This is a genomic window from Luteibacter jiangsuensis (assembly GCF_011742555.1).
Taxonomy (GTDB): Bacteria; Pseudomonadota; Gammaproteobacteria; order Xanthomonadales; family Rhodanobacteraceae; genus Luteibacter; species Luteibacter jiangsuensis.
This window is the reverse complement of the sequence record NZ_JAAQQR010000011.1, coordinates 51,773-71,951: the sequence shown is the minus strand read 5'-3', so window position 1 is coordinate 71,951 and position 20,179 is coordinate 51,773. Positions and strand designations below refer to the sequence as shown.

16 protein-coding genes, 2 tRNA genes and 1 pseudogene are annotated in these 20,179 nt (G+C 64.7%); 9 read left to right on the top strand and 10 right to left on the bottom strand.

Going from position 1 to position 20,179, the window contains the following annotated elements:
* Positions 1-102: 102 nt before the first annotated feature.
* Positions 103-813 carry a response regulator gene (locus tag HBF26_RS17990; RefSeq protein WP_167129433.1) on the top strand — a complete coding sequence of 237 codons (711 nt, stop codon included), beginning with the start codon at positions 103-105 and terminating at the stop codon, positions 811-813.
* Here HBF26_RS17990 and HBF26_RS17985 read toward each other — a convergent pair.
* Positions 810-2,699 (bottom strand): HAL/PAL/TAL family ammonia-lyase, encoded by a 1,890-nt coding sequence (locus tag HBF26_RS17985; protein WP_167129431.1) that lies wholly within the window; start codon positions 2,697-2,699, stop codon positions 810-812. The genes HBF26_RS17990 and HBF26_RS17985 overlap by 4 nt on opposite strands.
* Positions 2,700-2,733: 34 nt before the next feature.
* Positions 2,734-4,119, bottom strand: a complete 1,386-nt coding sequence (hisS, locus tag HBF26_RS17980; protein ID WP_167129430.1) for a histidine--tRNA ligase — start codon at positions 4,117-4,119, stop codon at positions 2,734-2,736.
* A gap of 154 nt (positions 4,120-4,273) precedes the next feature.
* Between hisS and HBF26_RS17975 the strand changes: the two genes are divergently transcribed.
* Positions 4,274-4,350, top strand: a tRNA-Pro gene (locus HBF26_RS17975).
* A gap of 123 nt (positions 4,351-4,473) precedes the next feature.
* On the opposite strand, the gene HBF26_RS17970 is transcribed toward HBF26_RS17975, so the two are convergent.
* Both HBF26_RS17970 and HBF26_RS17965 read right to left on the bottom strand, forming a co-directional pair.
* Complete coding sequence (locus tag HBF26_RS17970; RefSeq protein WP_167129429.1) at positions 4,474-4,731, bottom strand: hypothetical protein; 258 nt, start codon at positions 4,729-4,731, stop codon at positions 4,474-4,476.
* A 10-nt stretch (positions 4,732-4,741) separates the two neighbouring features.
* Complete coding sequence (locus HBF26_RS17965; protein WP_205287670.1) at positions 4,742-5,590, bottom strand: MlaA family lipoprotein; 849 nt, start codon at positions 5,588-5,590, stop codon at positions 4,742-4,744.
* A gap of 161 nt (positions 5,591-5,751) precedes the next feature.
* Between HBF26_RS17965 and HBF26_RS17960 the strand changes: the two genes are divergently transcribed.
* From HBF26_RS17960 to HBF26_RS17950, 3 genes are all read left to right on the top strand, one after another.
* Positions 5,752-6,459, top strand: coding sequence for a response regulator (locus tag HBF26_RS17960; RefSeq protein ID WP_167129427.1), 708 nt, complete (start codon positions 5,752-5,754; stop codon positions 6,457-6,459).
* The gene (locus HBF26_RS17955; protein WP_167129426.1) at positions 6,459-7,829 is read left to right on the top strand and encodes a sensor histidine kinase; all 1,371 of its coding nucleotides are present in this window, start codon (positions 6,459-6,461) and stop codon (positions 7,827-7,829) included. The genes HBF26_RS17960 and HBF26_RS17955 overlap by 1 nt, the downstream gene beginning before the upstream one ends.
* Positions 7,830-7,941: 112 nt before the next feature.
* Positions 7,942-9,933, top strand: a complete 1,992-nt coding sequence (locus HBF26_RS17950; protein WP_167129425.1) for a beta-L-arabinofuranosidase domain-containing protein — start codon at positions 7,942-7,944, stop codon at positions 9,931-9,933.
* 49 nt (positions 9,934-9,982) lie between these two features.
* Here HBF26_RS17950 and HBF26_RS17945 read toward each other — a convergent pair.
* From HBF26_RS17945 to HBF26_RS17920, 6 genes are all read right to left on the bottom strand, one after another.
* A tRNA-Ser gene (locus HBF26_RS17945) sits at positions 9,983-10,075 on the bottom strand.
* 49 nt (positions 10,076-10,124) lie between these two features.
* Positions 10,125-10,322, bottom strand: coding sequence for a carbon storage regulator CsrA (csrA, locus tag HBF26_RS17940; protein WP_167022805.1), 198 nt, complete (start codon positions 10,320-10,322; stop codon positions 10,125-10,127).
* A 303-nt stretch (positions 10,323-10,625) separates the two neighbouring features.
* Complete coding sequence (gene alaS, locus HBF26_RS17935) at positions 10,626-13,259, bottom strand: alanine--tRNA ligase (RefSeq protein ID WP_167129424.1); 2,634 nt, start codon at positions 13,257-13,259, stop codon at positions 10,626-10,628.
* 71 nt (positions 13,260-13,330) lie between these two features.
* Positions 13,331-13,843 carry a regulatory protein RecX gene (locus HBF26_RS17930; RefSeq protein WP_167129422.1) on the bottom strand — a complete coding sequence of 171 codons (513 nt, stop codon included), beginning with the start codon at positions 13,841-13,843 and terminating at the stop codon, positions 13,331-13,333.
* Positions 13,824-14,870 carry a recombinase RecA gene (gene recA / locus HBF26_RS17925; protein WP_167129420.1) on the bottom strand — a complete coding sequence of 349 codons (1,047 nt, stop codon included), beginning with the start codon at positions 14,868-14,870 and terminating at the stop codon, positions 13,824-13,826. The genes HBF26_RS17930 and recA overlap by 20 nt, the downstream gene beginning before the upstream one ends.
* A gap of 97 nt (positions 14,871-14,967) precedes the next feature.
* Positions 14,968-15,477, bottom strand: coding sequence for a CinA family protein (locus HBF26_RS17920; protein ID WP_167129418.1), 510 nt, complete (start codon positions 15,475-15,477; stop codon positions 14,968-14,970).
* A 1,042-nt stretch (positions 15,478-16,519) separates the two neighbouring features.
* On the opposite strand from HBF26_RS17920, the pseudogene HBF26_RS17915 reads away from it, so the two are divergent.
* The 4 genes and pseudogenes from HBF26_RS17915 to HBF26_RS17900 form a co-directional block, all read left to right on the top strand.
* Positions 16,520-16,906 (top strand): annotated as a pseudogene (locus HBF26_RS17915) (hypothetical protein); the annotation flags it as partial.
* Between the two features lie 149 nt (positions 16,907-17,055).
* On the top strand, positions 17,056-18,108 hold the full coding sequence (locus HBF26_RS17910) for a VirB8 family type IV secretion system protein (RefSeq protein WP_167129417.1): 1,053 nt from the start codon (positions 17,056-17,058) through the stop codon (positions 18,106-18,108).
* A 95-nt stretch (positions 18,109-18,203) separates the two neighbouring features.
* Complete coding sequence (locus HBF26_RS17905; protein ID WP_167027590.1) at positions 18,204-18,914, top strand: TrbG/VirB9 family P-type conjugative transfer protein; 711 nt, start codon at positions 18,204-18,206, stop codon at positions 18,912-18,914.
* Positions 18,911-20,179 carry a TrbI/VirB10 family protein gene (locus HBF26_RS17900; protein WP_167129416.1) on the top strand — a complete coding sequence of 423 codons (1,269 nt, stop codon included), beginning with the start codon at positions 18,911-18,913 and terminating at the stop codon, positions 20,177-20,179. Before HBF26_RS17905 ends, HBF26_RS17900 begins: the two co-directional genes overlap by 4 nt.

Genomic DNA, 20,179 nt, shown 5'->3' with positions numbered 1-20,179 from the left:
CGGCCCGTGGCAAGCGCCTCCGGATGCAATTGCGCTTTTCTTCCATATATTTCGCGGCGGTCGCTCGCCACCATGGCGCCCTGCCATGCCACGAGCCCGACCATGCCGAGCACCGTGATCATCGCCGACGATCACCCGGTCGTCGTTGCGGGGGTCGAAACCATTCTCAAGGCGCACCGATACGAGGTCATCGCCCGCGCGCACGATACCGACACCCTGTTCGAAGCCCTTGCCGACCACCCCTGCGACGTCGTGGTCACCGACTATTCCCTACCCGAGGGCAACCAGCCCGACGGCCTGCCGATGATGCGCCGCATCCGCGCCATGCGTCCGGATATCGGGATCGTCGTGCTCACCATGCTTTCGAACCCGTCCCTGCTGCGCAGCCTGCTCGACATGGGCGTGGCGGCCCTCTTCGACAAGCGCACCAACCTTCGCGACATCCCGTCGGCCGTACACGCGGCCGATGTCGGGCGCTCCTATCTGAGTCCGGCCATCCAGCGCCTGTTCCACGAGGCCGACTGCGCGGCCGGGCATGAAGACCTCTCCACGCGCCTGTCGCCGCGCGAGGTGGACGTGCTCCGCGCCTACGCGGAAGGCCACGGCCTTTCCGACATCGCGGCGCTCATGGGCCGCAGCTTCAAGACGATCAGCCGGCAAAAGCGTTCGGCCATGGCAAAACTGGGCCTCGCGAACGACGCCCAGCTCTATCAGTATCTTGCCGGCGTGCGCGCCGGCATGCTCGACGATTGGGTGCCCGGCAAAAAGCCAGGCGCGGCATCGCCGCACCCGCCGGAGGGCAAGGCTCCTTAGGCCACCAAGCGTCCGGACGCCACCAGTTCGCACACGGCGCGCACGTCGCCGTCCATCGCCCGATCGCGCTGCATGAACGCCACGTGCTCGCGCAACGCGGCCAAGGCCCCGCGCACGGCCTTACCGCCGTGGAAGTCGTCGGCGGATGCCAGTGCCTTCATCAGCGCGCGCACCTCGACCTCGAAGCGCGGGTAATGCGGCGAATCCGCGCGCGGCGCGCCGGAGATCTTCGAGGCGAACGCCGCCAGATCGCCGCGATGCGCGAGGGAGCGGGCCGCGTTGAGCATGTCCTGACGGTATTCGAGCGCCTGGGCCGCGGTGTACAGCTCCATCGCCAGCACGTGGCCGAGGTCTTCGGTCATTTCCAGCACGTGTCGCGCTTCGTTCGCCCCCATGGAAACGTGATCTTCCGCATTGGCGCTGGTCGGCACCGAGTACACCGAAGCCGGATGCGCGCGCGTGGCCAGATCGTTCACCAGCGCCGCCGCGGTGTACTGCACGATCATGAAGCCGGAGTCCGTGGCGTCCTCGTTGCCGATGAGGAACGCGGGCAGGCCGTCGTTGTTGGCCGGGTCCACGAGCTTGGCCGTGCGCCGCTCCGAAATCGATGCGAGCACGGGGATGGCGGCCTTCACGTAGCTCATGGCAAGCGCAAGCGGCATGCCGTGGAAGTGCCCGGCGGAGATCACCTGATCCTCGATGACTTCCGCGTTCTCCGCGTCCGGGAAAACCAGCGGGTTGTCGGTGACGGCATTGAGTTCGACGTCGAACACCCGGCAGGCCTGCTCCCAGGCATCGCGCACCGCACCGTGCACCTGCGGTGCGCAACGAAGGCAATAGGCGTCCTGCGGCTGGTGTTTCTTGCCACCCTTGAACGGCAGGAACCGCGAATAGAACGCTTCCTTGCCGTGGCGCTGCGTCGCCGGCACCCAGTCCCAACCGATGTCGAAACGGTAGGCCTGCTCCGCCGGTTCCGACCAGGAATCGGACAGCCACGGGCGGAATCGCGGCACGAGGTGGTAAGGAATATCGGCGAGCGTGGAACCTTCGAGCAGGTTCCGGATGTTGCGCGCCGCCTCGACCTGGCCCGGATGCGGACGAAGCGCGTGAACCTCTTCGGCATAGGCACCGGTACGGCCCGCGAAGGCGTCCAGGGTCATGGCCGCGGCGAGATCGGCGGTGCGGATCAGCATGTCCAGCGTATCGAGCGCCAGCACGCCCGTGGCGAGCATCTGCGTCGTGCCGTTGTTCAGCGCCAGACCTTCCTTGAACGAGAGGCGCACCGGCTCGAGGCCGGCCGCGGCCAGCGCCTTCGCGCCGGGCATCCGCTCGCCCTTGTAGAACGCTTCGCCACCGCCGAGCAGCACGATGGCCAGGTGCGAGAGCGGCGCGAGGTCGCCACTGGCGCCGACCGAACCTTTCTCCGGCACCACCGGAATCACGTCCCGATTCAGCAGCTCGGCCAGTGCGCGCAGCGTTTCCACGCGAATGCCGGAATGGCCCTTCATCAGGGTGTTCACGCGGATGGCGAGCATGGCGCGCACGACTTCCACCGAGAACGGCTTACCGACGCAAACGGCGTGGGTGATGATGAGGTTGTGCTGCAACTCTTCCAGCAAGGTGCCTTCGCGCGGCTCCGGGTTCCCGCCCGGCAACTCGTCGCGCACGCGATGCGCGCCCAGCAGCTTGTCGGCGTTGCTGCCGAAGCCTGTGGTGACCCCATAGATCGGCTCGCCGCCACCCACCTTCTCGGCCAGGAAGTCGGCGGCCCGCTTCACCTTCGTGAGCTGCGCCTCGTCCAGGCGAATGGTGGCGCCGTGGCGCGCGATGGCGGCGACCTGCGCGCGCGTGAGGCTGCGGCCGTCGAGGAGGATGCTGCTGGTCATGGGTTGGGCCGTGGGACGTCGATGAGAGGGAGGGTCAGCGGCCGATTTCGGCCTGGGCCAATTCGACGCGCAGCGTCTTCACCAGATCGGCGCGCGACACCTCGAACTGGTCTTCGCGGCGCAGATCCTTCACGGTGACCACGCCCTTGGCGATTTCGTCCTCACCGATGACGACCACGAAGCGGATGCCGGCACGATCGGCATACTTGAACTGCTTGCCCAGCTTGCCGCCTTCCAGCACCACCTCGGTGGCGATGCCCGCGTTGCGCAGCTCGCCGGCCACCGCGAGGTAGGTGGGCAACTGGGCCGCGTCCATCTGTGTGACAAGCACATCGACCGTGCTCTGCGCGGTGGACACGAGCCCGGCGTCGCGCAGCTGCCAGTACAGGCGGGTGAGGCCGATGGAGATGCCCACGCCCGGCAGGTGCGACTTGGTGTACTGGCCGGCAAGGTTCTCGTAGCGCCCGCCCGAACAGATGGAACCGATGCCCGGATGGTCGTTGAGCGTCGTCTCGTAAACGGTACCCGTGTAGTAGTCCAGGCCGCGCGCGATCGACAGGTTGAGCGCGAAATGCGTCTCCGGCACGCCGAAGTCACGGATCATGGCAAGCACTTCCTTGAGCTCCGCCCTGCCCTGCTCGAACGTGTCCGAACCCGTGCCCAGGGCGTCGAGCTTCGCGAATGCATCCGCCACCGAGGTGGAGCGCACCTGGACGAAGTCGAGGATCCTGGTCGCCACCTCCGACGACAGCCCGAATGCCTCGCCCGTGAGGGTGTCGCGCACGTAGTCCGGGCCGCGCTTGTCGAGCTTGTCCACCTCGCGCAGCACGAGCATCTGCTGCTCGGCGTCGGCGATGCCCAGGTTCTCGAAGTAACCGCGCATCAGCTTGCGGTTGTTCAGCTGGATGGTGAACGGGCCGATGTTCAGGTCGCGAAAGACGCTGTAGATCACCGCCGGAATCTCGGCGTCATACCGTACCGACAAGGAGTCCTTGCCGATGACGTCGATGTCGCACTGGTAGAACTCGCGGAAGCGCCCGCGCTGCGCGCGCTCGCCGCGATAGACGCGCTGCATCTGGTAGCGGCGGAACGGAAAGCTGAGATCGTGCTCGTGCTCGGCCACGTACCGGGCCAGGGGCACGGTCAGGTCGAAGCGCAGGGCCAGCTCCGGCACCCCGCCCTTCTCCGCCGCCGCCCCAAGGGCCCCGGTGGACTGGACGAAGTAGACCTGGCGCTCGGTCTCGCCACCCGTCTTCGTCAGCAGCACGTCGCTGTATTCGATGACCGGGGTTTCGATCGGCAGGAAGCCGAAGCGCTCGTAATTGCGGCGAATCGTGTCCAGCATGCGCTGGAACGCGATCTGGTCGAGCGGCAGAAGCTCGAGAACACCGGGCATGGTGCGGGCCGGGGTGAGTGCCATGCAATTCCTCTTCGGACAGGCTGTACGGACGCCGCCATGCGGCAGCCGCATAGATTAGCAGATGGGCCATGCCCGGCCCCCGGCGGCCATGTAAAAAAAGTGCGAGGACCTGTTGCCAAGGCACCGCCCCACGGCTAATATACGCGGCTCCCGTCGGGGTGTAGCTCAGCCTGGTAGAGCGCTACGTTCGGGACGTAGAAGTCGCAGGTTCGAATCCTGTCTCCCCGACCAATATTTCAAGTGCTGTCCGGCTTGACGATGAAAGGCCCGCCTCGAAAGGTGGGCCTTTTTCGTTGCGCCGAGCCAGAACCCTGCCGGGCTGTAAGACTGTCCTCGGCATCGGATTCGCTTTGCTCAATGCCCTGCACGCTCCATCCTGTCGATAGCGCGGATCAGCGCGATAAGCCGCGCTGCTTCGCCTTCGCCGACGAGTTCCTCGGCAGTGCGCGATCCCAGTGCAACAATGGGATCTTCCCGGTACCAGGCCAACCGACGTGCGCGGTTCGGCTCTATGCGACTCGCAGCGGTCAGCACGAGCCATGTGTCGCGAAGCAGCCGTGCGGGCGATTGTGCCGCAGGGACGTGCCAGGGAGTTGCGAGCTTCCAGATCATGGCCATGTCCTCAAGGATTCATCGGCAACCCGGTCGCCGCGCGGCCATCGCCACGCTGCTCCGGCTGGTGTACGGCGCCTTCGCGCCCTTCTTCCACGAAACGTGCGCGACGCTCCGCTGAAACGTCGCGCAGCGCGGCGTAGTAGTCGTCGGAGCGTTCCAGCTTGTCGGTGAGCGGAAGTGCGCGCGCACGCCCGTCCACGATGCCTCCCACGGTGCCGACGGTATTCACTGTCGAGACCGTGTCCGAGTTGTCGCCGAGGTTGTACAGGCTCATGGACAGGATGCGTCCCACCGCATCGCGAACGTTCGACGATCCGAACACCGGCAGTTCCACGGTGTGCCCCGGACCCATGCCCCATACGCCGAAGGTCTGTCCCAGGTCGGCGCTGTGATGCGGCATGTTCCAGTGGCCGGCCACGTCGAAGATGCCGACGACACCGATCGTGCTGTTGATCAGGAACCTGCCCGCGGTATTGAGGGAGCGAAGGAAATTCGCCTGTAGCAGGTCGTTGGCGAACACCAGTGGCTCGCGCAGGTTCTGGGAGAAATTGTGCACGCCACCCTTCACCGGTGCCGGCAGGTGCGAATACCCGCGTGCCACCGGGCGGATGATCGCGTGATCCAGACCCTTGTTGAAGGCGAACACGGCACGATTGATCGGTTCTTCCTTCCTTGTGGAGGCCGAGGGCTCCGATGCCGGATCGTTGAGTCTGACGCGATGCGAGCAGCCGGTCAGGATGGTCGCGGACATCGCCGCCGCAACGGCCATCCGGCGGGCGCCGGAGCGGCGGCGTAGGGGCCTCCGCGCGCGGCTGTTCGTGAGCGAGGGAAACGGTGGGGTGGACTGGCGAGACATGGAGGACTCCGGCGAAGGTTTGTCCAAGCCTGCCCCTCGATTGCGTACGCCGTTTCTCCTGTTTGCGTCTGGGCCGACATATTGTTTCCGCGCAGAAATAAATGACAAAACGCCCTGGGGAGCCCTATATAGGTGCTTTCCGCACCGGGATGGCCCCTTCCATGCAGCGAATTCTCATCGTGGACGACGACGAGGAAATTCGTTCCCTCCTGCAGCTGTTCTTCCAGAAGCATGGCTTCGAAGCCGACACCGCCGGCTCCGGGGCCGCCATGGACGCACGGCTTGCGCGGACCACCTATGACCTGGTGATCCTCGACGTCATGCTTCCCGGCGAAGATGGATTCAGCCTGTGCAAGCGGCTGCGTGGTGGCGGGAAGCTGCCGGTCATCATGGTGACCGGCGTCACTGACCCCACCGACAGGATCGTGGGCCTCGAACTCGGTGCCGACGACTACGTGACGAAGCCCTTCGACGCACGCGAACTCCTGGCACGCGTGCGCGCCGTGCTCCGTCGCAGCGAAGCACCCCAGGCATCCGACGCACACGCCACACCGGTGTTCCGCTTCAGTGGATGGCGGCTGGATATCCTGCGGCGCGAATTGCGATCGTCGGACATGACGCTCACACCGCTGTCCAGTGGCGAGTTCGACCTGCTGGTGGCGTTCGCCCAACACCCGCAACGCATCCTTACGCGTGAGCAGCTGATCGACCTGTCCCGCGGGCCTGCGCACGACGCGTTCGATCGCAGCATCGACGTACAGGTGAGTCGCTTGCGACGGAAGATCGAGGAAGACCCTGGCGATCCGGAGATCATCCGCACCGTGCGCAATGTAGGTTACATCTTCGCGTCCGCCGTGGAGCGTCAGTGATGCTCCGCCGACGCTGGGCGGCGGACACCCTCAGCCGCTGGTTTGCCATGAACATCATGATGGCGTTGCTCGTCGCCGCGGCGATGAACGCCGCCTTCGTGCAGTTCGCCGGCGTCTGGGCGAAACCCGGCATCAAGGACATCGGCATCGTGGAACAGGCGGCGGCTGTGGTGCGCTTGATCGACAGCGCCCCGCGCGACATGCGCCCACGGTTGGCGCGCGCCGCGCGAGGGGATGTCTATTCCGTGGAATGGTTTCCGAACGACGATGCCTTGCCGATGCGCCGCGACGATACCTACGTCGGCGTCACGGCCAGGCTCCGCGACCTGATCGGCCGGCAGAACGTCCGCGTGCTCGGCTCCGAACCGGGCGACCCGGGCGTCGACGGAACACCTACCACCAAATATGCATTGGCCATCGACCTTTCCGATGGTTCGTGGTTGCTGTTCGTCGCACCCGAGCGCAGTTGGGGCCTCAATCCATGGGCGCGTAACGTGCTCACCGGCATCTTCGCACTGGCCGGGAGCGTCGCCGTGGGTGCGCTTGCCAGCCGCCGCCTCGCACGCCCGATGGAGAAATTCGCGCGCCAGGCACAACGCTTCGGTGCCGACGTCAATGCGCCGCCCATGGAGTCGGCCGGGCCGCTGGAATTCCGTATGGCTGCCCACGCCTTCAACGACATGCAGGCGCGAGTAAAACGTTACGTCGCCGATCGCACATACATGCTGGCGGCCATCTCGCACGACCTGAGGGCCCCGTTGACCCGCATGCGCCTCAGGGGCGAGTTCGTCGAAGACGAGGAGCAGCAGCGCAGGCTCTTCCGCGACGTGGACGACATGCGGGCCATGGTGGATTCGGCGCTCGCCTTCTTTCGCGACGACAGCGAGCAGGAGGAAGCCACGCGTTTCAACCTCTCCGAACTGGTGAACACCGTCGTGGACAACTTCCGCGACGCCGGGAGCGATGTGGCATTCCATCACGCCGGGAGCGTCGCGTACACGGGCCGCCCCTTGAGTCTCAGGCGCACCTTTTCCAACCTCGTGGAGAATGCCGTCAAGTACGGCACGCGGGCCGCCGTGACCATGCAGGAGACAGAAGATGGTATCGAGGTGACCATCGACGACGATGGCGCTGGCATTCCCGAAAAGCTTCATGAGGCCGTCTTTCGTCCGTTCTACAGGATCGAGGCGTCGCGCAACCGTCAGACCGGCGGAGTCGGTCTTGGCCTGGCCGCCGCCCGTTCCGCGGTACGCGGCCACGGCGGCGATATCGTCCTGGAAAACCGAGCGGAAGGCGGTTTGACCGTACGCGTGCGTTTGCCCGTGTTCGACAGCGTGCAAGCGCTCGCTGCGTGCCATCCTCGTGCGTAACGATCGAGACGAAGCCGACGAGTGCAACGCAAGGCATCCCGATTCTCACTTTCCCCGAAGCGAAAAGTAGTACATATTCAGGCTGAGGCAGGCAGCGAGAGGGGAATGACGAATGCACGATCCGATCCGTCCGGGGCGCCGGGGTTTTCTTCAGGCGTCCGCTCTCGGCGCGCTGGCATCCTGGATTCCCGTGGAAAGCGGTGCAACGACGAGGCCGGCCTCTACGGCCGTATTCCCTCCCGCCACTCTCGCACCGCAACCGTTCCAGTTGCTTCCGGCCGGCTCCATCCGCCCCGCCGGCTGGCTGAAGCGCCAGCTGGAAGTGCAAGCGGAAGGGCTCGGCGGCCGGGTGGACGAGACATGGCCGGACCTCGGTCCGAACAGCGGATGGCTCGGCGGCAAGGGCGAATCGTGGGAGCGCGGGCCTTATTTCGTGGACGGACTGCTGCCCCTGGCGTGGCAGCTCGATTCACCGGCATTGAAAGCGAAAGCGCATCGCTTCATCGAGTGGACGCTCGAAAATCCCTGGCCCAACGGCATGTTCGGTCCGAAGAGCAACGACGACTGGTGGCCACGCATGGTCATGCTCAAGGTGCTGACGCAGTACCAGGAGCTGACCGGAGACGCGCGTGTCGTTCCCTTCATGACGCGGTATTTCCATTACCAGCTCGGTGCCCTGCCAGGGCGCCCGTTGCGCGACTGGGGCCGCATGCGCTGGCAGGACGAAGTGGCCTCGATCCTCTGGCTGTATTCACGCACGCAGGACCCGAAGCTCCTCGAACTGGCCGCGCTGCTGAAGAAGCAGGGCTACGACTGGCAGGCCATGTACGTGAACTACCCGTTCAAGGAAAAGACCGATGCCAAGATGGTCGAAGCCAAGAACAAGAATGCCTTCATGGAAGACGACGGATTGCAGGTGCATGGCGTCAACGTCGCGCAGGCACTGAAGGCATCGCCGGTATGGTCGCTGATCTCGCGCAGTGCGGACGACCGCGCCGCCATTCATCACCAGCTCGAGCAGCTGGATCGTTATCACGGCCTTCCGAACGGCATGTTCTCCGGCGACGAACACCTTGCCGGCCGTAGCCCCTCGCAGGGCATCGAACTGTGCGCGGTGGTGGAAGCCATGTATTCGCTGGAAACGGCGCTGGCGATCACCGGCGACGCCGTGCTCGGCGACCGCATCGAACGCATCGCCTTCAACGCGTTGCCGGCCGCCTTCACCGACGACATGTGGGCTCATCAGTACGATCAGCAGCCCAACCAGGTGGAATGCAGCCTGCATCGCCGGCCCTGGACCACGAACGGGCCGGAAGCGAATCTCTTCGGCCTCGATCCTCACTTCGGATGCTGCACGGCCAACTTCCACCAGGGCTGGCCGAAGCTGACGGCAAGCCTGTGGATGGCCTGCGCGGACGGCGGTCTTGCCGCGGCCGTCTATGCGCCCTGCCATGTCCGCACAATGGCGCGCGGCGTACCGATCGAGATCGAACAGGAAACCGACTATCCGTTCCGCGACAACATCGCCATCACGCTGCGGCCGGCGTCACCCGTTGCCTTCCCGGTGCGCCTGCGCCTGCCAGGCTGGTGTCGTGCGCCGTCGGTGAAGGTCAACGGCGAAACCGTGCAAGCCTCCGCCGGGGCCGGCTTCGTCACCGTGGAACGGCAATGGTCGGCCGGGGACCGAATCGAACTCTCCTTCCCCGCCGATGTGGTGACCGAGACCGGATTCAACGATTCGGTCAGCTTCACCCGCGGCGCACTCGTGTTTTCCCTGCCTGTCGGCGAAGCATGGGTCAAATGGCGCAAGCGCGGCCTCACCAACGATTGGCAGGTGTATCCGACGTCGCAGTGGAACTATGCGGCAGGCGAGCCGGGCAAGGTCGAGCAACATGCCGTCGGGCCGCGCCCGTTCGCCGGTGCAACCCCTGCGATGACGCTCTCCGTGCGAGGGCGCCTCGTTGCATGGAAGGCGGAAGAAGGAGCGGCCGATCCAGTGCCCGCGAAACCGGCGCCGGAGGACGAGCCTTACACGACGCTTAGGCTCGTGCCCTATGCCGGAGCCAAGCTGCGGATCACGTCGTTCCCGAAGCTCGCTTCCTGACGAGGGTCTTACAAACGCAAAACGCCCCTGACGGGGCGCTTTGCGTAACTGGCGGAGAGTGAGGGATTCGAACCCTCGATAAGGCTTTTGACCCTATACTCCCTTAGCAGGGGAGCCCCTTCGGCCTCTCGGGCAACTCTCCGTGTAACGAGCCAGCAAGGATACTTGCCCTTGCATCGGCCGTAAAGTCTTTACTGGTCGTCCCCGGAGTGGCCGGTGGGATCGTTCTCGTTCTTGATGCGCTGGTAAATTTCTTCGCGATGAACCGCGACGTTCTTCGGCGCATTGATGCCGATGCGCACCTGGTTACCCTTCACACCCAGAACGGTGACGGTCACCTCGTCGCCGATCATCAGGGTTTCACCGACCCGGCGGGTCAGAATCAGCATGATTGATACTCCATAAAATCAGGTATTGGCTTCCCCACCAACGACAACCTCACCCCGAGTGCTTGCCGTCAATGGATCGACGTTTCGACCATCGAAGGCCGATTGCCTTCCCCGGCTCTAGTTGTGTGTGTCGCTGACCAGCTGTCCTGCCATCGCGATCCGAAGGGACCGATGCCGAAGGATGCTTCTCGACATTCGGATGATACTAGCCGAGCCAAACAGGGGTGCGCAACGCACGAAGCCGTGAATACGTGCGCCAGGGCGCGGTTGCGACACCTGGCGACCGCTTCGGCTACCTCCCGTTCAGCGCAGGCGCGCCTCCACCCAGGCGGGGATACCGGCAAGGATGCCTGGCAGCGCCGGGGTATCCAGGCCGCCGCCCTGGGCCATGTCGGGGCGACCGCCGCCCTTGCCTTCGATGTGGGACGCCACTTCGGCCACCAGATCGCCGGCCTTCACCTTGCCCAGTGCGGCGCCACCCACGCCCGCGACGAGCGAGACGCGGCCATCCACTGCACCGGCCAGGACGATGGCGCAGTCGCCAAGTCGCTGTTTCAGAACGTCCATGCTGTCGCGCAGCGACTTCGCGTCCAGACCTTCGAGGCGGGCGGCGACGACCTTGATGCCGGCGACGTCGACGGCGCTCGACGCGAGGTCGGCGGAGGCGGACGTGGCGGCCTTGGCCTTGAACGATTCGATCTCACGCTCGAGCTTCTTCTGGCGGTCGAAGAGCTGGCGCAGCTTCTCGACCACGTCGTCGCCGGTGGCGGCCAGAAGGCCGGAGACCTCGCCCAGGATGCGTTCTTCCTCGGCCACACGGGCCATGGCCCCCGCACCTGTCACGGCTTCGATACGACGCACGCCCGCGGCCACGCCCGATTCCGAAACGATCTTGAACAGGCCTATGTCGCCCGTGCGGCTCACATGCGTGCCGCCGCAGAGCTCCGTGGAGAAGCCGCCCATCTTCAGCACGCGCACCTCGGCGCCGTACTTCTCGCCAAACAGGGCGATGGCTCCGAAATCGATCGCCTCGTCGTAGCCCATGTGGTGCACTTCCGCTTCCGCGTTGCGCCGGATCTCCTCATTGACCATGCGCTCGACCTGGGCAAGCTCCTCGGGAGTCACCGCCTTCAGGTGCGAGAAGTCGAAACGCAGGCGCTCCGGCGCCACCAGCGAGCCCTTCTGCGCCACGTGGTCGCCCAGAACCTGGCGAAGCGCGGCGTGAAGCAGGTGCGTTGCGGAGTGGTTGAGGACCGTGGCCTGGCGCTGTGCCGCATCGACCGAAGCCGACACCGCAGCGCCCTTTTCCAGCGGCGCGGAGCCTTGCCAGGTGCCGAAGTGCGCGAAGAAGGCGCCACCCACCTTCTGTGTATCGGTCACCGCAAAGGCGCCCGAAGGATTGCGCAGCGTGCCGGTGTCCCCGACCTGACCGCCGGACTCGGCGTAGAAAGGCGTGCGATCCAGCAGGACGAAGGCGTCTTCGCCATCGGCAAGGCGGTCGACCGCCTTGCCGTCACGGACGATGGCCAGCACCTTGGCGTCGGCCAGCTCCAGATCGTCGTAACCGGTGAAGACGGTAGGTGCCAGCGCGCTGGCGACCTCGGCAGGAAGCTGCGCCTTGCTGGAGAAGTTGCTGGCGGCGCGGGCGCGCGCCCGCTGTTCGCCCATGGCGCGTTCGAAGCCTTCCATGTCCACCGTCATGTCGCGCTCGCGAGCGATGTCTGCGGTGAGGTCGACCGGGAAGCCATAGGTATCGTAAAGGCGGAAGGCATCCGCGCCGGGAATGATCTGGCCCGACTTTGCGGCGATGTCGTCGAAAAGCCGCATGCCGGTTTCCAGCGTTTCGCCGAAGCGCTCTTCCTCGGTCTTGAGGGCCTGCTCAACGAAAGCTTTCTTCGCGGCGAGTTCCGGATAGGCATCGCCCATCTCGGCGACCAGCGGCGCCACCATCTTCCAGAAGAAGTCGCCGCGCACGCCGAGCATCCAGCCGTGGCGAAGCGCACGACGGATGATGCGGCGAAGCACGTAGCCACGTCCCTCGTTGGACGGCAGCACGCCGTCGACGATAAGGAAGGAGCAGGCGCGGATATGGTCCGCGATGACGCGGAGCGATTTGTTCGCGAGATCGGCGGTGCTCGTGAGGCGCGACGCCTCCGCGATCAGGTGCGCGAACAGGTCGATCTCGTAGTTCGAGTGCACATGCTGCAGCACCGCCGCGAGCCGCTCCAGGCCCATGCCGGTATCGACACACGGTGCCGGCAGCGGGGAAAGCGTGCCGTCCGGAGCACGGTCGAACTGCATGAACACGAGGTTCCAGATCTCGATGTAGCGGTCGCCGTCCTCATCCGGCGAACCGGGCGGACCACCCGCCACTTCGGGGCCATGGTCGTAGAAGATCTCGGTACACGGGCCGCAGGGGCCGGTATCGGCCATCTGCCAGAAGTTGTCCGATGCAAAGGGAGCGCCCTTGTTGTCGCCGATGCGCACGATGCGCTCCGCGGGCATGCCTACCTCGTTCCGCCAGATGCCATAGGCCTCGTCGTCGGTGTGGTACACCGTGACCCACAGGCGCTCGGCCGGCAGCTTGTAGACCGCCGTGAGAAGTTCCCAGGCATAGCGGATGGCGTCGCGCTTGAAGTAGTCGCCGAACGACCAGTTGCCCAGCATCTCGAAGAACGTATGGTGGCGGGCCGTATAGCCCACGGCGTCGAGATCGTTATGCTTGCCGCCGGCGCGCAGGCAACGCTGCACGTCGGCCGCACGCACATAACCCGGCTTCTCGCTGCCCAGGAACACGTTCTTGAAGGGCACCATGCCCGAATTGGTGAACAGCAGCGTGGGGTCGTTCGACGGCACCAGCGATGCCGAGGGCACGATGGTGTGGTCCTTGGAGCGGAAGAAATCGAGGAAGGTCGAACGGATGTCGGCAGTTTTCATGAGCGATCGTGGCTTCGGAGCTGCGAGGCGAGTCGCGGGGACGCTCCGTCCAGAATCAAGGCTGGCTGCCTTCAGTCGTCGTCGGCGTCTTCCGCATCGGCGTGGGTAAGAACACGTACTGTGGCGGCGACGAAGCCACGACGCAAGAGGAATTGCGCCCTGCGCGCCCTTTCCGCGGGATCGGCAGTCGGTGCGCCGTACCGCCGACGGAGCTGGCGGGCACCGAGATCCTCCCAATCGACGGCCGCCGCCTCGATCAATTGGCGAATGGTGGCGTCGCCCACGCCCTGGCTACGCAGTTCGGCCCTGATCCGGGCCGGGCCATAGCCCTGCCCCACGCGGCTTCGAACCAGCGCCTCGGCGAAACGGGTGTCGTCCTGGTAGCCCTGGTCGCCCAGCCGCTCGACCGCAGCGGCGGATTCGTCACGCGCGAAACCGCCGCGCTCGAGCTTTTGCGCGAGTTCGCGGCGGGAATGTTCACGCCGGGCCAACAGCCCGAGCGCCTTGTCGTAAGCGCTGCGGGAAGGGCGATCGGCTTTACCGTCACCCTTCCGCGTGCCCGGATCAGACTTCCTCGAGCGCATCCTGCTCGGTGTCGTTGCCCGCGGTGTCGCCCTTGCCCGGCTTCACGAGAAGGCGGGCGCGGAGTTCCGTGTCGATTTCGTTGGCAATGGCCGGGTTGTCGCGGAGGAACTGACGGACGTTCTCCTTGCCCTGGCCGATGCGGTCGCCCTTGTAGCTGTACCAGGCACCCGACTTGTCGATCAGGTTCTCGCGCACGCCGAGCTCGATGATCTCGCCCTCGCGCGAGGTGCCCTCGCCGTAGAGGATCTCGAACTCGGTCTGGCGGAACGGCGGCGCCACCTTGTTCTTCACCACCTTCACGCGGGTTTCCGAACCGATGACTTCCTCACCCTTCTTCACCGCGCCAATGCGGCGGATGTCGAGGCGAACCGAGGCGTAGAACTTCAGTGCGTTACCGCCGGTGGTGGTTTCCGGGCTGCCGAACATCACGCCGATCTTCATGCGGATCTGGTTGATGAAGATGACCAGGCAGTTCGACTTCTTGATGTTGGCCGTGAGCTTGCGCAGCGCCTGGCTCATGAGGCGAGCGTGCAGGCCGACGTGGGAGTCGCCCATTTCGCCTTCGATTTCGGCCTTCGGGGTGAGCGCCGCCACGGAGTCGACCACCACCATGTCCACCGCGCCCGAGCGCACCAGCATGTCGGCGATTTCCAGGGCCTGCTCGCCGGTGTCCGGCTGGCTGACCAGGAGGTCGGCAACATTGACGCCGAGCTTTTCGGCGTAGGTGGGGTCGAGCGCGTGCTCGGCGTCGACGAAGGCGGCCGTGCCGCCGGCGCGCTGACAGGACGCGATGGCCTGCAATGTCAGCGTGGTCTTGCCCGACGATTCCGGACCGTAGATTTCGACGATACGGCCGCGCGGAAGGCCGCCGATGCCGAGGGCGATGTCGAGGCCGAGCGAGCCGGTCGACACGGTGTCGATCTGGTCGTCGACACGGTCGCCAAGACGCATCACGGCACCCTTGCCGAACTGCTTTTCGATCTGGCCGAGCGCGCTCGCCAGCGCCTTGCGCTTATTGTCGTCCATCGTGAATTCCGGTCTCGTGTGTAGGTGAGTATCTTGCCCGACCGTGGTCTCAGGGACTGCGATCCGCAATCCCCAAGTTTGCCATAGCCCGCCGGGTTCAGCCCTTCAGTTCGGCGGTCATTCCAGCAAGCGCGGCGGCGACCGTCTGCCGCCTCACCGCCTCGCGATCCCCGTCGAAATGATAGAGCTGCGCGTGGGCGTAGCCCCCGCGCCGCTTCCAGCCAATCCAAACGGTACCGACGGGCTTCTCGGGCGTGCCGCCGGAGGGGCCCGCGATGCCCGTGACGGCGACGGCCACGCCCGCGCCGTACCTCGCCAGGGCACCCGACACCATTTCCAGTACGGTCTCCTCGCTGACGGCGCCCGTGCGCTCGAGCGTGCGGGGGTTCACGCCGAGCAGCGCCTCCTTGGCGCTATAGCTATAGGAAACCACGCCCGCCTCGAACCAGGCCGAGCTGCCGGGCAGATCGGTGAGCGTCTTGGCGATCCAGCCGCCGGTACAGGATTCGGCCGTGGCCACCATGACCCGCTTCTCTTGTGCGACCTCGGCAACCTGCCGGGCAAGCTCGTCCAGATCCGCGTCGGTTGGCGTGGGGGCGGCGGCCATGGAAGCTCCTTGGATAAAAGGGGAAGTTCTACTCCCGGTGTCGGGGTATGTCGATGGCTTTGGCATAAATCATTGCACACGCAACGAATCGTCTATACCATGCCACCCCTCGGTTGCCCGCATGGGCTCGTTACGGGTGCCACTTTGTCGCGACGACATAGGCGGCGCCTTCAAGGAATAAAAGGATGAATCAAGTCTGCACGGTGGCGGCAGCCTCCACACCATCGGCGCGCACCGCATTCGGAACGCCGTCGCACCTGTAATGGACAAGTGGGCGGCCCCGTGTGCTGCCCGGCGAGAAGGACGCACGTAAACGGTGGCTCCATGCCCCTGCGCGCTCTCACCACGATCGGTCAGCATTTACGGAATGTCGCTCGCAATGCCCGAAAGGTTGGCGTCGCGCGGCTGACATCGTCGCGTGAGAAGTTCGCCGAACAAGGAAAGAAAACGATGCTTACAATCGCAACCTTCACGAGTCATACACATCTGCGGCAAATCTCAGCCGCAGTTCGCACTCGTGCTGCGACGTGCGTCAAGGCCTTCACGAGTTGCACGCATATTACATGCCCACAATGTGTGATATTGATCGCAAAAACAGTCACATCGCGCAGTAGTCAGAAAACCGTTGTTGCGTTATCTTTACGTCGCGGACAGGGGTCCGCTAAGGGGTGGGGAAATCCAGGGCTTGAGTTCACGCAACTCTGAGTAGGCGATCTTTCATCGCCTCGCTCCACGCACGACCATTTTTTGCTGGCACGCAATGCAGGGGCGCCGTGGCGCCTCTTACAGGATGTTGTATGGATGATTTGCATGTGGCGCGCACCTTCGTTGGTACGGGGCTCCAGCCGCAATTAGGACATCCGCGGGCGACCATGCCGCAGCGGCTCTGCCATCGGGGCGTCCCAGCCTCGACTCCAAGACTCAAATTTCAAACGCTGCGTTTAAAACGCTGGACGACAGAACGCCTGGCGCGGATCCCTGCGCCTGCCGTCGTCCGTGCTTGATCGTTGTGACCACTTCCCAGCCTTACGTGAAATCACACATGCCTTCGAAGCTCTCAATCTGTGTCCTGGTCTCATTTGCCGCCTTGCTTTCCGCTTGTGGCACTCCTGCCCCCAAGGACTTTGGCGGCTCGTGGAAGCCTGTAAACCGCTTCGAGGACAAGACCACCGAAATTCCGCTGGCGGTCCCCTACACCTACTACGCCGCGCCGATGGACGGCACATTGAAAACCATGCTGTCGCGGTGGACCTCGGACAACGGCATGAAGCTCAAGTACAAGCTGCGCTCGGACTTCACCCTGACGAAGGCCGCTTCGGCGATCCACACTTCCGAATTGCGTGACGCCGCGTCGCAGTTGAGCTCGATCTACGGACCGCAGGGCGTGGCTGTGCTGATCTCCGGACCGGATCTGGTAGTAGAAGAAGTGAGTGCCATCACGGCGCCGCCCGCGGCCGCGCCGGCCGCTTCCCAAGCGCCTGTCACAACGGCTCCGGCTGCGCCTACCCAGCCCGTCGCCGCGACCGCGGTCGCCCAATAACAGACCGCGAACGCACTGACGAACAGGCAACCGTCCCCATGCTGAAGAAAAAGAATTCGCCCAAGATCGACGAAACCGTTTCAAGAGGTGTCGATTTCGAAGTCACGATCGCCGACATGGCAAGGCGCAGCGAAAAGCGCGCCTGGATAGTGGCGGGCTGCGCGACCGTCAGTGCGCTGATCCTTCTCGGCGGCTATTTCTACATGCTGCCGCTGAAAGAGAAAGTGCCGTACGTCGTGCTCGCCGATCCGTATTCCGGCGTGAGTTCCATCGCGCGTCTGACCGACGACCTCGTGAATCGCCGGATCACGTCGAGCGAGGCGGTCAATCGCAGCAACATTGCGCATTTCGTGCTCGCCCGGGAATCGTACGATCTGGCCCTCACCAATATGCGTGACTGGCCGACGGTCATGACCATGGCCGCGCCAAACGTCTCCGGACCCTACCGAGCATTGCACTCGCCCGCGAACCAGTACAGCCCGTACAAGATGTACGGAGCGAACAAGGCCATCCGCGTCAAGATCCTGAGCATCGTGCTGGTCGGCGGGGGTGTGAACAGCACCCCGAAGGGCGCGACCGTGCGCTTCCAGCGCAGCGTGTTCGACAAGGCCAACGGCGGAACCACCCCGCTCGACAGCAAGATCGCAACGATGGAGTTCGTCTACAAGACGAATCTGCAAATGGACGACCAGAGCCGAATCGAAAACCCGCTGGGCTTTCAGGTAACGAGCTACCGCGTGGACAACGACTATGGCGATGCCGTGCCCGTAGAGGTGCCGCAGGCCCCTGCCAGCGGCAACGCAGCCAGTACCGGCACCCAGGTGCCGGCAGCGACGGGTCCGGCGACGGCGCCCGCCGCCCAGAGCATGGACCCGGACGACATGCCGGCGACGGGACCGACGGGGCTTGCACCGGCAGCCGCTCCGGTACAAGGCGCACAGGGCTCCCTGCAAAACGGCGCGGTTCCGCCCTCCCCTATTCCACCCGCTTATCCAGACGCGAACGCGGGTACGCCAGTTGCAGCACCTAACCCAGCCGCACCAGCGGTCCGTTCAACTGCCCGAAGCGCCGCCAATGGAGGGCGCCGTTGATGAATCGATTCCGCAAGCCCAAGCTGCGATGGCTACTCGGGGCGACAGTCCTGACCGTCGCCCACGCCACGTTCGCAGAGACCGCACAGACGTCGATGCCGCCTTCGGCGTCGGTCTCCACCCTGACCACGTACGAGTACTCGGCGGATCGCATCTATCAGGTCCGTACCGGCCTGGGCATTACCACCCAGATCGAGTTGAGCCCCAGCGAGAAGATTCTCGACTACAGCACCGGCTTCAGCAGTGGGTGGGACCTCACCCGCCGCGACAACGTTTTCTATGTGAAGCCGAAAAACGTCGACGTCGACACGAACATGATGATTCGTACGGCGACGCACTCCTACATCTTCGAACTGAAAGTGGTCGCCACCGACTGGAAGACCTTGGAGCAGGCACGCAGGGCTGGCGTTCAGTACAAGATCGTCTTCAGCTACCCCGCTGACACGAGCTTCATGGCCGAGACGAAGAAGGTCGAGGAAGCACCCATGCTCGATACCGAGCTGGTGAAGGGACGTGACTACAACTTCGACTACGACTACGCGAAGAAGCGTCGTACTGCCCCATGGCTGGTACCCATCAACGTGTACGACGACGGTCGGTTCACGTACATCAAGATGCCCGACCTCAAGCAATTCCCGACGGGTAATTTCCCGACGGTCTACATGCGCGAAAAGGAACACGGCGAGGACTCCGTCGTGAACACGACCGTGGAAGGCAACACGATCGTTGTCCACGGTACGTATCCCTACCTGGTTATTCGTCACGACAACAACGTCGTGGGTCTGCGAAGGAACACCAAGAAGTGAGCCCCAACACGCCACATCACCCGGAAGATGAAGCCGGTGCCGGCAAAGAGGCACCGCGGGAAAACCACGAGAACCAGCGTGACCCGCTGGCAGGGAATCCGTACGCGTCGCAAGCGCGACAGCAGGCCCAGCCAGACCTCGACAGCAATGCACCGCAATTGACGTCGAACGACATGCGGCGCATGAACCGTCGCGCGCTGGGTCTGCTCGCCAGCATCGCCCTGCTTCTGGTCGTCATCGCCGTATGGGCGTTCGGAGGCCTGGGAGCAGAGAAACCGAAGCCGGTGCAGCGCGAGGAAAAGGTCACCGTACCCGACGCTCCCATTGCCGCGACACCGCCGCCGGCGCCGTTGCCGACGCCGACGCCCGCGCCGGCAGAGCCGATCCGACTCGCCGCGGCCCCGCTGCCGCGCGAGGCACCGCCGCCGTCCGAGGGGCCTGAGCGTCCGCGCGGCCCAACCCTGCTCGAACGCCGTATTGCAGCGGCCAGCCAAGGCACGACCGGTGTCGCGAACGGCGTATCGGGAATGGGTGCCGGAGGTAATCCGATGCAGGGGTACATCCTCCCCGATCCCAATGGAGGCGTTCCGGCCCAGGCGCCGCGGATGAGCAACAACAACAACCTGGCCTACTCGGCGGCCAGCCTCCCGGATGTTTCGAGCGCCGCTCCGCTCACGCATCCGGACACGCTGATGCTGCGTGGGACGTTCATTCGCTGCGTTCTCGAGACCCGCATCATCACCGACATACCCGGCTTCACGTCGTGCGTGGTCACCGAGCCCGTCTATTCCTTCACCGGCAAGCGTCTGCTGTTGCCGAAGGGCTCGAAGGTGCTCGGCAAATACGAGATGGAGCCGGATGGTCCGCGTGTCGCGGTCATCTGGGACCGGATCGTCACGCCGACGGGTATCGACGTGAACATGGCCAGCCCCGGCATCGACACGCTCGGCGGCGCCGGGCATCCCGGCCATTACAACGCCCACTGGGGCAGCCGCATCGGCGCGGCCCTTCTGATCAGCATGCTCAGCGATGCGTTCAAGTATGAAGCCGCCGAGCACGGACCGAGGCAGACCACCATCAGCAACGGCGTGGTCACGCAAACGCCGTTCGAAAGCAACACGGCGGCCACCATTCAGCAGCTTGCGAACCAGGCCGTGCAGCGCGCGGCCAACCGGCCTGCCACGGTGACGATCAACCAGGGCACCGTGCTGGCCATCTATGTCGCAAAGGACGTGGACTTCGCCGGCGTGGTGGCGAGGTACTGA